Consider the following 12445-nt stretch of genomic DNA (forward strand, 5'->3'; position numbering starts at 1 on the left):
AAAAGCGGCGGGGTTATTTCCCCGCCGTTTTTTGTTTGCCGGCGTCCGGCTCCAGGCCCAGCGTGCGGCCGGGGAAACCGGCGGCGTCGAAATAGCGCTGGCTGCCGACACGCTGGACGTTGAGCACGGTTTCCAGACCGTTCTCGGACTTCTTCTTCGACTTTTCGACGGACTTGAAGGCCTTCGGCACGATGCCGTTGGGCAGGGCCTCGGACATCACCCGGCCGACCAGACCGCCATTCCGCGAACCGCGCAGGCCGAGCAGCTGGGCCGCCGTCATGCCGACGTCGGCATTGCTCACCGGCAGCTCGTCGACATAGCCGGCTTTGAAGTCCGGACCGATCGCAGCCATGAAGTTGTAGGTGTCGCCGCGGCTGAAGCTGCCATGCATGCCCTGGCCCTGGCGCAGTACGGTGTCGGCGACCTGCACCGAGCAATTGGTCGGCGCCTCGCCGCATTCGCTGGCGTAGGAGCGGAAGTTGACCACGATCGCCGGTGTCGGCGTCGCTGCCTTGCCGCGCAGATTGATGCTCGACAGCGGCATGGTGCCGGGGAAGCGGCCGAGCTGATCGTCCACGAACAGGCCGGAGACGTAGTCCTGCTCCATCAGCGCCTTGATGGTCCTGGCCGCCAGCTTCTTGTCCTTGCTCGGCAGGTAGATCAGGTCCGAGCCGCCGTTGGTGGCGACGACGAGGTCGGGCTTGGTCGGATCCTTGCCGAGGACGCCGTTACCGGCCTTCGGATGCGCGTTGCCGGTGACGGCCGCATTCTTGTCGTTGGGATCGAACAGCGGCAGGTCGAGCGCCTTGGCGAGGTCGAGAGCGACGAAGCCCATCGGCAGGAAGTCCTTCGGCGTGTCGCCATAGCTGACTTTGGCCGAGGGGCTGGTCTTGCTCTCCTTGGAGATGGTCGAGAAGCCGTGGTCGGCCTGGATCATGATGTTGGTGTTGGCGGCAAGCCCGAGCTCGTCCAGCGCCTTGCGGATCTGGGCGAGGTTGTTGTCGACGTTCTTGATGCTCGCCATCGTGCTCGGGCCGTTGATGCCCGGCAGGATCTGATTGAGGCTGTCGCCCTGGTTATGCTGGGTGCCGTCGGGATCGCGCGACCAGAACACCAGCACGAACGGCTTGTTGCGCGCCTTGAACATCGGCAGCACGACCTTGGTCGCGACGTCGGCGAAATAGGCCTGTTGCACGACGTTGGCCGTCGTGGTGCCGGGCGTCTTGGCGTCACCCGCCTTGGCGTTGTCGCCGCGGCTCGGAGCGACGAGGGGCAGGCCGGCCTTGGTCAGGGCGTCCTTCATCTCGTCCGATAATGTCACGCCGGCCTTGCCGCCGGTGGAATCGTCGATGACGATCGAGTGCTTGCCCGGCTTCTCCGGATGATCGGTGTGGTCGAACTGAAATGTCGGGCCGACCTTGCCGATCGCGGCCGTGCTCAGGCCCTTGTCGCGGGCCATCTTCAACACGGTTTCTTCGTTGAGATAGTCGCCCTTGAAATGCTCGTCGACGTCGCCGAGCACGGCGTCGTTCTCGATGAAGGGGACCACGGTGTCTCCGGCGGGTGCCGAGGTGTAGTTGGTCCAGATCGTGTTGGAGAACACCCCGGTGTCGCCGAGATAATGGCCGGTCGACATCGCCGAGCCGTTGGCCATCGTGAAGGTCGGGAACAGCGAATGCGAGTTCTTGAAGTTGACGCCCTTGTCGCGGACCTCGGCCATGGCAGGCGCGGTCTCGGGAGTGATCTTCAGCGCGCGCAGCCCGTCGGGAATGAACAGGATCAGGTTGCGGGGCGTGTTGTTCTCAGCGGAGGCAAATCCGGTGGACAGCACTGTCAATCCGGCTGACAGCAACACCAGTGAACGGCGCATCAAAATCTCCTAGCGGTGAGGCGGCTTGGCCGCCGAACCGCGGCCCCCGGCAATCGTTTAGTTTTGCTGTGTGACGGTTTTGTTACAAGAGCGGATCGGCATGCAGAAGTGACGGGGAGGCGGCCAGGCATCCTCGGATTCGTCATTGCGGGGGCGGACAGGCGGCACGAGACCCAGTTCAAGGTTAGACATGGATAATCATCCTCGCGGCTTTATCCGCCCGAGCTTTGCGTTGTCGCCTCACCCTCAAATGAAAGAGGGTGCAGGGAAGACCGGGTGCCGGCTGGCACCCGCGGTCCACTGTGCGATATCTGCGCTACGAGAGGCTGCACAGCGGCATACAGGTGAAGCCAAACATCCGGCCTTCCCTGCGCAGTGGTTTGACGGCTTATGTCGCGATCTCCCCGGGGAGCGATGCACTATTGCCCCCGTCGCCCTGCAGATGGCTGATGTGTGCGTCCGGTCGGACATCGCACATCACCACAGGACTTGGCGCACAGGCTCCGGGCGCCAGGACCACACGATTTTGCCGTACGCGGATCACACCGGTCGTGTGCGCGATGGTCTTGCTCACGGTTGCCCGCCCTGCAAAGCCCTTCGCGCCGATGAGACCCACGCCCACCACGGCCCGGCCCGCGTCGTGACGATCGCGATACGCCCCTCTTCCAGGGGCCGGGTTGCGCGACACATACGCCGTTTCCGAATTTCGGTAAAGCGGAATATTTTGAGCGGCGGTCTCGACCAATGGATGGCGTGTTTTGCCCGTTGGGCACCGCAAGGGGTTGTAGCCCGGATGGGGATTCTCGCGGCACGGGCAGCGGCCCCGGATTTCGCTGGCTTCATCCGGGCAACGGTCGCCGGAAATGCCGGGCGTTCTGCCGCAGCCGGTTCCCTGTTAATCCCGTGCCTTAACCAATAATTAATTATACGTTTGCGGGCGGGCGACAGGGCGGCCTAGCGTGCGGTGGGGAGCCGCAATTTGCGAAGCCAGACGAGTTGGTGCGTATCATGATGTCCAGATCAGTTGGGGCGTTGTTCGCCTCTCTCAGCGCAGCCGCGCTGCTCCTTGCCGCCAGCGATAGTTTTGCACGACCGGGCGGCGCCGCCCCGCATGGCATGGTGGCCGCCGCCGCGCCGCCGGCCGCGGCACGACCGTCGATCTCGGCGGGTGCGCGGTTCCGCGGCCGCGGCAATCGCTTCAACAATCCCTGGGTCTACTGGCCCGGCGGCGGCGGGTTCTTCTACGACGGCGCGAGTCACAGCGAACCTTTCGTCGATGCGGGGCAGCCTGTCACCAACGACGTTCGCTATACCTACACCTACGACGTTCCCTGGGACTGGGCACACCGCTTCCCGCCGAACGTCGTGCCATCCGACCGGCCCTATGTGTCGAGCTGCCCGACGGAGCAGGTGACCGTCCCCGGCCGTGGTGGTGTCGAGCACACCGTCAACATCACGCGCTGCTACTGAGCAGCGCGCCGGGTTTCACCGAACGCTACAGGATGCCTGCCGCGGCTGCCTCGTCGCGGTCCGACTGTTTCTGCCTCACATTCGCCAGCTCGCGGCTGCAAGCCACAAACGCGTTTGTCCCCGGGCGCAGCCCGAACTGACCGCAGACATCCCGATCCTCATTGGCAATGACGCGCGCGAGCTCCGCCTCGGCGGCGTCGCGCATCGCAGACGCCGAGACGAGCGTGTGCAGCCCGAGCGCCGTCACGACCGCAAGCAGCAGCGCAGCCGCGATCCCGAGGCGCTGGGTGTCGTCGGTCGTGTGTTGAGAGGGGCGGGCCTTGGTTCTGGCTTCGGTCATGAAATCCTCTGGACGGAAAATATCGATGGTCGGAAAATGACGTTCGCGCCGGCCGGACAATTCGGCGGATCGAACACCAATACACGCTGCATCGCAGCGGGCACGTGAAACAGATTACAAATCTCAGGCAGCATGGGCCGAAATTAAAAGTCGCTATCAACCCAGTTCAAAGCTGGTTACCCCGAACACGCGGTCGAGCCGCAATGACGCGATCGGTCCGGTGTACATTCGCGCCGTTTCGAACGTCGGCTTCAGCCTGAGGGATTCCGCAAGCGCCATAGCATCGCGGTTCATCGCGGGGATGTCGAGCACAATCTCGTTGCTTCCGGGACTCGCCAGCAAAGCCTGCAATACGGCCTCCGCCGAGGCGCGATCATCGGCCACCAGCGGGCCGATCTTGCGACCGCTCCGGCAGGGGCGGATCACGCCCCACGCGGCAAGCTTGCCGTCGCGCAGCAGTGCACGGCCGACGTGTCCCGGTGCGTTGATCCAGGCGCGCAAAAAGGCCGGGCGCGGGGCCGGGAAGACGGTGGCGTCGTCGGCTTGCACGAGCGCAAACGGGATTGCGTCGAGCGCAACAACTGCGGCGGGCGGCTTCGGTGGCGCGGCAACGATGCCACCGCAGCGGATATTGGCATAGGCCAGCTGGAAGCCGGACTTCCTGTAATTGTCCTGCTGGGCGACGACGCCGTCGAGCCCGATCACGCGCGAGCCTGCATGCGCGATCGCGGCGTTCCAGATGCGCAGGCCATGGCCTCTGCCGCGAAAGCCAGCGCGCACGATGTAGAACCCGAGGAACGCGAAGCGCTCGTCGTAGGTGACGCAGGAGACGGTTGCGACCGGCTCGCCGTCGATCTCGCCGACGAAGAAGCCCCGCGTATCGGGGATCGCGAAGCAGGCGGCATCGGCAAGGCCGGGATTCCAGCCCTCAGCCGCGGCCCAGTCGATCGCGACGGAGATCTCGTCGGGTCGCAAATTGCGGATCTGCAAATCGCTCATGTCGCGTCGCCTCGTGGCTATGGGCCTGTTGGCAAGTCTGGTTTGCGGGCAAGTGTGGCGGTAGAAGGCCTGACGACAGGCTGAGCCTCAACACACTATCACAGGGATATCCGGTCATGGCAGCAGAGAAGGTCGCACTCGTCACCGCAGGCGGCAGCGGCATGGGAGCAGGGGCCGCGCGGCGGCTCGCAGCCGACGGCTTTCGCGTCGCGATCCTGTCGTCCTCCGGCAAGGGCGAAGCGCTCGCGACCGAGCTCGGCGGGTTTGGCGTCATCGGGTCGAACAAGTCCAATGACGACCTCAAGCGCCTCGTCGACGGCGCGCTGGCGAAGTGGGGACGGATCGACGTGCTCGTCAACAGCGCCGGCCACGGACCGCGCGCGGCGATCACCGAGATCACCGACGAGCAGTGGCACCTCGGCCTCGATACGTATCTGCTCAACGTGATCCGTCCGGTCAGGCTGGTGATGCCGGCGATGCAGGCGCAGAAGGGCGGTGCCGTCATCAACATTTCGACCGCCTGGGCGTTCGAACCGAGCGCGATGTTTCCGACCTCGGCGGTGTTCCGCGCAGGCCTTGCCGCCTACACAAAAATCTTCACCGACACCCATGCGGCCGACAACATCCGCATGAACAACGTGCTGCCGGGCTGGATCGACAGCCTGCCGCAAACCGATGCGCGCCGCGACAGCGTGCCGTTGAAGCGTTACGGCAAGGTCGAGGAGATCGCGGCGACGATCTCGTTCCTGGCCTCCGACGGTGCGGCCTACATCACCGGGCAGAACATCCGCGTCGACGGCGGATTGACGCGCTCGGTTTGATACGCCGGCCATTCGAGTCGCGTTTTCTTTGTCTCGTTGTCTGATGCGACACGGCGCTGCATCGCGCGTCGCCGCTGAAGGATGATGCGTGGCCCCGGGGTCACACTCGTCATCCGTTCGTACGATGTTGCGCGCACATTGCGTCACAGTCCCTGCGAACTTCGCCGCAGCCCAAGACGCCGCGCGAGGTGCTGCCTATGCCTAGCCCGTGCCGGAAACACCTGGCGGTGCATGTGAAGACGCGCGTTTCGATCGCGTGGGGCAAGGAGACTGGAATGAAAAGGTTTTTGCTGGCGGCTGCGATGGCCGTGTTGGGCACCGTGGCCGCGCAAGCCGCCGACCTCGCGGCGCATTACACCAAGGCGCCGATGATGGCGGCCGCCTATAACTGGACGGGTTTCTACGTCGGCGGCAATGTCGGTGGGCAGTGGGGCAGTGCTGATGCCGCGACCACCACCCTCGACCCTCCGGTCGCGTACTTCGCAAATTCGAGCGTGCCTGCCATCGCAGCGGTCGGCGCGCAGCACGTCAACTCCTCGAGCGTGACCGGAGGTTTGACCGCCGGCTACAACTGGCAGGTCAACAGCGCGGTGTTCGGCCTCGAGGGCGACATCAACTATTTCGGCTTCAAGGGCAGCGCGACCGGTTCGGCGCTCTATCCTTGTTGTGCACCGACGGGCTTCACCGTCAACTCGCAGGTCTCGGCCGACTGGCTCGCAACGATCCGCGGCCGCATCGGCTTCCTCGCAACGCCGAGCTGGCTGATCTACGCCACGGGCGGTGCGGCGATTGCCGACGTGAAGGGCAATTTCAACTTTTCCGACACGTTCGCAGCCGCGACCGAATCCGGCGCGATCCGCGATACCCGCGTCGGCTGGACCGCAGGTGTCGGCGGCGAATATGCGGTCGGCAACGGCTGGTCGCTCAAGGCCGAGTATCTCTATGTCGATCTCGGTCGCGCCAGCATGACCAGCAACAATCTCGTCGCTGGTGGGCCGCTGCCGGCCCAGACCTTCACGCATTCGTTCGACATCAAATCGAACATCGTGCGCATCGGCGTGAACTACAAGTTCGGTGGGCCCGTGGTCGCCAGATACTGATCCCGGTTTAGATGTGGCGAGGAAAGCCCCGGCCCGGCCGGGGCTTTCTGTTTTGGGAGGGCCGGGGCAGCCCAATTCACATTTGCGCGTTGTGGTTCCATTGCTGTGGCCTTGCTTCGTTAGCCGGATGGAGCGTCAGCGAAATCCAGCGAGATGATTCCGCGAGGCGATAATCCCGGATTGCGCCTTGCTCCGTCCGGGCTGCGAAAAATAGTTATCTTTCTGGCTAACAATTGTTGACGCCGGATCGCGGTGGCCCTATAGTTAGCTTCATGGCTAACCAATTACCCCAGCTCGACCAGGTCTTCTCGGCGCTCGCCGATCCCACGCGGCGGGCCATCGTGATGCGGCTGTGTGCCGGCGAGGCCTCGGTCGGAGAACTCGCCGAGCCGTTCGAAATGGCGCTGCCGAGCTTCATGAAACACATCCATGTGCTGGAGACGAGCGGGCTCGTGCAGTCGGAAAAGTCCGGCCGCGTGCGCACGTGCCGCCTCAGTCCTGAGGCGCTCGTCGGTGCGGAAGACTGGTTCCAGCACCAGCGCGCGATCTGGGAAGCGCGGCTCGACCGCTTCGAGGCCTATGTGATGAAGCTGAAGAAGGAGAGGGCGGCCGCCCGGCGGCCGTCCAAAACGACCGAGAAGACCAACAACAAGCCAAGCAAACGAGAAGGTACCTGACGATGACGAATGCTGCCAATGCCGCCCTGTCGCAATGGTCGATCGACCGCGAGATTGTGATGTCGCGCGTGATCGACGCGCCGCGCGATCTGGTGTTCGAGGCGTGGTCCGATCCAAAACACCTGCCGCAATGGTTCGGGCCGAAAGGGTTCAAGATCGAGACCTTCGAGATCGACGTGCGCGTCGGCGGCGTCTGGCGCTTCAACATGATCGGCCCCGACGGCACCGTCTATCCGAACCGCATGCGCTTCCGCCGGATCGAGCGGCCGAAGCTGATGGAGATGGACCACGGCGACGACCAGGACGACGATCCCAGCATGTTCCGCTTCATCCTGACCTTTGCCGAACAGAGCAATGGCAAGACCGTGCTGATGATGCGGCAACTGGCATCGACCTCGGAACAGCGCGACCACATGATCGGCTTCGGCGCCGTCGAATACGGCTACCAGACGCTCGACAAGCTCGCGGCCTATGTCGGCGGTCTGAAGAAATAAAAGCTGCGCATGTTTCGGGGGGCGCCACGCGAAGTGGCGCCTCCTGAATGAGTTTGGAAACGCAGGCGTCTTTGCAATTATGACACTGCGCGTGCGAATTATGACAGTGGCGTCACGCAGATTTTTGTCGCGCCGTGCGTAACATTTATGACAGAATTGCTACCGTTGGATGTCATCTCGACTACAGCGGAGCTCATCATGTTGCAGTGGCAGGCCCGGTCAAATCCCCTCGCGTGGTGGTGGGGGTCCCTGACGCTTGTCAGTGCGGCGAACATTCTCGTCTGGTTTATGCTGTACCGCGAGTTCTATCCGAGCGTGGCCGGCAGCGTCGGCGGTGGCTCGGACATCGGGCTGATGTTCCTGTTGTGCGCGGGCTATGTGTTCGGCTGCGCCTTCCGCTCGGTGCTGCCGCGCGCCGACGTGCAGCGCATCTGCCTGTTCGACACCTGGCTCTCCAGCGTCTTCATCGGGCGCACGGTCGCGACCGTGGCAGAGGTGTGCTTCGCTGCGCAATGGGCGATCATCCTGCATCAGCTCGGCAAGATGACTGGCGCGCAGACCGCGGTGAACATTGCGCTCGTGATCGTGCCGATCATCATCGTCGCCGAATGCTTCTCCTGGTATGCCGTCGTCACCACCAACTTCCTCTTCAACGCGATCGAGAACTCGCTGTGGGCGGTGACGTTCTTCCTTGCCGGCATCGCCCTGTGCCGTCTGATGCCGGAATTCCAGGGACCGGTGCGCTGGGCGCTGGTCGCCGGCATCGTCGGCATCGCCTGCTTCCTCGCCTTCCTCGTCACCGTCGACGTGCCGATGTATCTCAGCCGCTGGCGGGCAGGGCATGCCGAGGGCAATAGGTTCCTCGGCTTCCTCGAGGGCCTGCATGACGTTTCGACGCGATGGGTGGTGACCCACGACATCGCGCACTGGAAGGGCGAGCTGACCTGGATGTTCCTGTATTTCAGCGCCGCCGTATGGTCGAGCCTTGCGCTCTGCGCGCTCTACGCCATGGAAGGCTATCTCACGCGGTATCTGGCGTAACGGCTACTTGCCGACCAGGCTGCACTTGCTGCGGTCGAGCGGGCGGAAGGCCTGCTCGGGCGGGATGGTCGCGACCAGCTTGACGAAGTCCCACGGGCCCTTGGATTCCTCGGGCGTCTTGACCTGCACCAGGTAGAGATCGTGCACCATGCGCTGGTCCTCGCGGATGTGGCCGTTGGTGGTGTAGGCATCCGACACCGGCGTCGCTTTCATCTTCGCCATCACGGTGGCGCTGTCGTCCGAGTCCGTATCCTTGACGGCTTGCAGATAGTGCCGCACGGCCGAGTAGACGCCGGCCTGGATCTGCGAGGGCATCGCCTTGCGGCGCGCATAGAACGCGTCGGAGAATTTTCGCGCGGCCGGCGAGACGTCCTCGAAGAACGAGGTGACGATCAGATCGCCGCGCGTCGCCTTCAGGCCAACGGCTTCGATGTCGACGTTCTGGAACGACATCGGCACGATCTTGATGCCCTGGTCGGCGAGGCCGAATTCCTCAGCCTGCTTGATCGCGGTGGCGTTGTCGCCGGCGACGTTGATTGCGAGGATCTTTGCGCCCGAGGACTGGGCCTGCAGCAGGAACGACGAGTAGTCGGGCGTGCCGAGCTGGGCCTTGACGCTGCCGGCGACCTTGCCGCCGAGCGCGGTGATGCGGTCGCGCGCGGTTGCCTCGATCGAATGGCCGAAGGCGTAGTCGCCGGTGATGAAGAACCACGGCTCCTTGCTGGTCTGCATGACGCCGGAGACGACGGCCGTCGCCGTGGAGTAGGCGTCCTGGGTCCATTGCACGCTCGAGGGCGCGCAGGCCTCGTCGGTGAGCTGGTTGGCGCCGGCGCCGGAGACGAGGAATATCTTTCCGTTGCCGCGCACCAGCTCCTGCACGGCGAGTGCCGCGCCGGAGCTGCCGCCATCCGCGATCGCCTGTACGCCGTCGCTGAACCACTTTCGCGCCAACGAGGCAGCAAGGTCCGGCTTGTTCTGGTGATCGGCCTGCAGGATCTCGATCGGCTTGCCGTTGATCTTGCCGCCGAACTCCTCCGCCGCCATCCGCGCGGCCTCGACCGAGCCGGGGCCCATCGCGGTCGCGAAAATCCCGTTCATGTCGGTGAGGACGCCGATGCGGACGGCGTCGCCCTTGATCTCGGCGCGCGCGGTGCCGGCGAGCGCCAGCGAGATCAGCAGGATGGCGGTGGATGTGGTGCGGAGAGTAGCCATGGCGTTTCCTGATTTTATCGTTGGTTTGATGGCGTTGGCGGTCAGGCCGCCTCGGCGACGACCTTGTTGCGGAGCGTTCCGATGCCGGAGATCTCGACCTCGACGGTGTCGCCGGGACGCATCCACAGAGGCGGCGTGCGCTTCAGGCCGACGCCGCCCGGCGTACCCGTCACGATGACGTCGCCGGGGACGAGGGGGCAGATCGTCGAGATGTAGGCGATCAGGTCGGGGATGCCGGTGATCAGCAGATCCGTGGTGGTGTTCTGCACCACGGCGCCGTTCAGGCGCGTCTGGAGCGTGAGCTTCGACGGGTCGGGAATCTCGTCCGTCGTCACCAGCCACGGGCCAAAGCTGCCGCTCTCCGCAAAGGTCTTGCCGGAGAGGAACTGGCTGGTGTGGCGCTGCCAGTCGCGGATGCTGCCCTCATTGTAGCAGGCGTAGCCGGCGATGTGGTCGAGCGCGCGGCTCGCCGGAATGTGCCGGCCCTGCTTGCCGATGACGAGCGCAAGCTCGCCTTCGTAATCGAAATCGTCGCTCACCCTCGGTTTCACGATCGGTTGAAGATGACCGACTTGGCTGCAGGGGAAGCGGACGAACAGCGCCGGCTTCTCGGTGACGGTGCGGCCGGTCTCGGCGACGTGGTCTCGATAATTCAGGCCGACGCAGATGATCTTGCCGGGATCGGGGATGACGGGCGCGAAGCTGATGCTGTCCAGCGGATGATCCGGCGCAGTGGATGCGAGCAGCTTCGTCGCTTCGGTCACGCTGCCCGCTTCGAGCAACTGCCGCAGCGTTGCGCATCCAGCCATGCGTTTGCCGAGATCGACGACGCCATTGTCCCTGACGGCCCCGAACGAGGCGCGGCCGTCGACGATGAAAGAGAGCAGCTTCATGGGATATCCTCGAGAGATGTTCGGTCAGGCCGCGGACGGCACGTGGGTGGGAGGCGTGATTGCGGCGATGAGCCGGTCGAGTTCGGCATCGTTGCGGGCGGTGCCGCGGATGTAGCGGTCGGGGCGAACCAGCGCGGCGGTGAGGCCGTGCTCGCGCAGCCAGGGGCCGATGCCTTGCGCATCATCGCCGGTCAGGATTTTGATCCCCGCTTGCGAAAGCGCGGGATGCGCGGCGCTCTCGACCAGCAGCACATGGCTGTAGCCGATCAGGTCGTCGCCGCGGCTGCCGTCCTTCAGCATGAATTGCGGCGCGAGATGTCCGGTGAGCGCGAGCTCGCCGAGCGCGAGCCCGGGGCCGAGCAGGGGCTTTTTCACCTCCAGCTTGACCGGCGCGTTCTCGCGCGCTTGCCCGGCGGCAAGGCCCGCTTCGATCGCCTTGGTGTTGATGACACCGCCCAGGCGGATGGCGAGCTCGATGAATTCGCGCACATGCGGCTGCCGTTCGCTTTGATAGGTATCGAGCAAGCCAGGCGCGGCATCACCGCGGATGACGGCCGCGAGCTTCCAGGCGAGGTTGGCGGCATCGCGGATGCCGGCGCACATGCCCTGGCCGAGGAAAGGCGGGGTCTGGTGAGCTGAATCGCCGGCCAGCAGCAGCCGGCCGTTACGCCATTGCTGTGCGATCACGGAATGAAAGGTGTAGACCGCCGCGCGCTCGAGCTCGGCATCCTCGGGCGTGATCCAGCGGGACAGCAGCTCCCAGACCTTTGCGGATTGAGCGACCTCGTTCGAATCCTCGTCAGGGAGAACCGTGATCTCCCAGCGCCGCCGCGTGCCGGTGCCGCGGACATAGGTCGCGGGACGCCTGACATCGCAGTGCTGAAGGCTGTAGTCGCCGAGATCGTCGCGCGCGCGCTTGAGCAGCACGTCGATCACCAGCCAGCGCTCGTGAAAGCCCAGGTCGTCCATGCCGGAGCCGATGAAGCGGCGAACGATTGACCGAGCCCCATCGCAGCCGATGACGTAACCGGCGCGAACTTCGCTGAGCTTTCCGTTGGAGATATCCTCGTAGCGGATGCGCACGCCGGTCTCGTCCTGGTCCAGCGCGAACACCTCGCAGCGGCTGCGCAAGGTGACGTGCGGCCAGCGCGCGAGGCCGCCGATCAGCGCGTCCTCCAGATCGGGCTGGTGGAAGCGATAGCTGAGGTTCCAGCCCATCGGCGTCAGCGTCTGCGGTCGCGACCAGTCCAGCAGCATCTTGCCGTCGGCGTCGAGGAACAGCATGCCGGGGCTGAGGATGACCTGCGGCAGGATGGCGTCGGCGAGGCCGATGGTCTGGAACACGCGCATGCATTCGTCGTCGAAATGCACCGCGCGCGGCAGATGATAGGTCCGCGCCTCGCGCTCCAGCACCAGCGTCCGCACGCCGCAGAGGCCGAGCAGATTGGCAAGCGTGGCGCCGACCGGGCCACGGCCGACGATCACGACGTCAAACTCTTCAGGAGCGGATTTATCTTGCATGGGGCTA

12 protein-coding genes are annotated in these 12445 nt (G+C 64.6%); 6 read left to right on the top strand and 6 right to left on the bottom strand.

From position 1 onward, the window contains the following. Nucleotides 1–13: 13 nt before the first annotated feature. Complete coding sequence (locus QY049_RS37605; protein ID WP_258766565.1) at nt 14–1870, bottom strand: alkaline phosphatase family protein; 1857 nt, start codon at nt 1868–1870, stop codon at nt 14–16. 1008 nt (nt 1871–2878) lie between these two features. Here QY049_RS37605 and QY049_RS37610 point away from each other — a divergent pair. Continuing rightward, complete coding sequence (locus tag QY049_RS37610; protein WP_194482326.1) at nt 2879–3340, top strand: hypothetical protein; 462 nt, start codon at nt 2879–2881, stop codon at nt 3338–3340. Between the two features lie 25 nt (nt 3341–3365). Here QY049_RS37610 and QY049_RS37615 read toward each other — a convergent pair whose 3' ends face one another. Then, entirely contained in the window at nt 3366–3680 is a 315-nt protein-coding gene (locus QY049_RS37615) for a hypothetical protein (RefSeq protein ID WP_194482327.1), read from the bottom strand. Nucleotides 3681–3836: 156 nt separating this feature from the next. Continuing rightward, nucleotides 3837–4679 (bottom strand): GNAT family N-acetyltransferase, encoded by an 843-nt coding sequence (locus QY049_RS37620; protein ID WP_258766567.1) that lies wholly within the window; start codon nt 4677–4679, stop codon nt 3837–3839. Between the two features lie 116 nt (nt 4680–4795). On the opposite strand from QY049_RS37620, the gene QY049_RS37625 reads away from it, so the two are divergent. The 5 genes from QY049_RS37625 to QY049_RS37645 all read left to right on the top strand — a co-directional run bounded on the left by QY049_RS37625 (nt 4796) and on the right by QY049_RS37645 (nt 8812). Then, nucleotides 4796–5500: an SDR family oxidoreductase gene (locus QY049_RS37625; RefSeq protein WP_301270602.1), complete on the top strand. Its 705-nt coding sequence runs from the start codon at nt 4796–4798 to the stop codon at nt 5498–5500. A gap of 275 nt (nt 5501–5775) precedes the next feature. Further along, nucleotides 5776–6600: an outer membrane protein gene (locus tag QY049_RS37630; protein WP_194482330.1), complete on the top strand. Its 825-nt coding sequence runs from the start codon at nt 5776–5778 to the stop codon at nt 6598–6600. A gap of 233 nt (nt 6601–6833) precedes the next feature. Next, complete coding sequence (locus tag QY049_RS37635; RefSeq protein WP_301270603.1) at nt 6834–7277, top strand: helix-turn-helix transcriptional regulator; 444 nt, start codon at nt 6834–6836, stop codon at nt 7275–7277. A 2-nt stretch (nt 7278–7279) separates the two neighbouring features. Beyond that, entirely contained in the window at nt 7280–7771 is a 492-nt protein-coding gene (locus tag QY049_RS37640; RefSeq protein WP_194482332.1) for an SRPBCC family protein, read from the top strand. A gap of 198 nt (nt 7772–7969) precedes the next feature. Next, the gene (locus QY049_RS37645; protein WP_258766570.1) at nt 7970–8812 is read left to right on the top strand and encodes a hypothetical protein; all 843 of its coding nucleotides are present in this window, start codon (nt 7970–7972) and stop codon (nt 8810–8812) included. Nucleotides 8813–8815: 3 nt separating this feature from the next. Here the strand turns inward: QY049_RS37645 and QY049_RS37650 are convergent, their stop codons facing one another. The 3 genes from QY049_RS37650 to QY049_RS37660 are packed head-to-tail and all read right to left on the bottom strand — an operon-like array spanning nt 8816 to nt 12438. Beyond that, the gene (locus tag QY049_RS37650; protein WP_301270604.1) at nt 8816–10024 is read right to left on the bottom strand and encodes an ABC transporter substrate-binding protein; all 1209 of its coding nucleotides are present in this window, start codon (nt 10022–10024) and stop codon (nt 8816–8818) included. Between the two features lie 41 nt (nt 10025–10065). Continuing rightward, nucleotides 10066–10917 carry a fumarylacetoacetate hydrolase family protein gene (locus QY049_RS37655; protein WP_301270605.1) on the bottom strand — a complete coding sequence of 284 codons (852 nt, stop codon included), beginning with the start codon at nt 10915–10917 and terminating at the stop codon, nt 10066–10068. Nucleotides 10918–10941: 24 nt separating this feature from the next. Beyond that, nucleotides 10942–12438 carry a bifunctional 3-(3-hydroxy-phenyl)propionate/3-hydroxycinnamic acid hydroxylase gene (locus QY049_RS37660; RefSeq protein WP_301270606.1) on the bottom strand — a complete coding sequence of 499 codons (1497 nt, stop codon included), beginning with the start codon at nt 12436–12438 and terminating at the stop codon, nt 10942–10944. Between the last annotated feature and the right edge of the window lie 7 nt (nt 12439–12445).

Source organism: Bradyrhizobium sp. WYCCWR 13022 (genome assembly GCF_030435535.1).
In the GTDB taxonomy this organism is placed as follows: Bacteria; Pseudomonadota; Alphaproteobacteria; order Rhizobiales; family Xanthobacteraceae; genus Bradyrhizobium.

Coding starts and splice junctions, on each gene's coding strand:
- QY049_RS37605 (WP_258766565.1), bottom strand. CDS start 1,870: ATGCGCCGTTCACTGGTGTTGCTGTCAGCCGGATTGACAGTGCTGTCC.
- QY049_RS37610 (WP_194482326.1), top strand. CDS start 2,879: ATGATGTCCAGATCAGTTGGGGCGTTGTTCGCCTCTCTCAGCGCAGCC.
- QY049_RS37615 (WP_194482327.1), bottom strand. CDS start 3,680: ATGACCGAAGCCAGAACCAAGGCCCGCCCCTCTCAACACACGACCGAC.
- QY049_RS37620 (WP_258766567.1), bottom strand. CDS start 4,679: ATGAGCGATTTGCAGATCCGCAATTTGCGACCCGACGAGATCTCCGTC.
- QY049_RS37625 (WP_301270602.1), top strand. CDS start 4,796: ATGGCAGCAGAGAAGGTCGCACTCGTCACCGCAGGCGGCAGCGGCATG.
- QY049_RS37630 (WP_194482330.1), top strand. CDS start 5,776: ATGAAAAGGTTTTTGCTGGCGGCTGCGATGGCCGTGTTGGGCACCGTG.
- QY049_RS37640 (WP_194482332.1), top strand. CDS start 7,280: ATGACGAATGCTGCCAATGCCGCCCTGTCGCAATGGTCGATCGACCGC.
- QY049_RS37645 (WP_258766570.1), top strand. CDS start 7,970: ATGTTGCAGTGGCAGGCCCGGTCAAATCCCCTCGCGTGGTGGTGGGGG.
- QY049_RS37650 (WP_301270604.1), bottom strand. CDS start 10,024: ATGGCTACTCTCCGCACCACATCCACCGCCATCCTGCTGATCTCGCTG.
- QY049_RS37655 (WP_301270605.1), bottom strand. CDS start 10,917: ATGAAGCTGCTCTCTTTCATCGTCGACGGCCGCGCCTCGTTCGGGGCC.
- QY049_RS37660 (WP_301270606.1), bottom strand. CDS start 12,438: ATGCAAGATAAATCCGCTCCTGAAGAGTTTGACGTCGTGATCGTCGGC.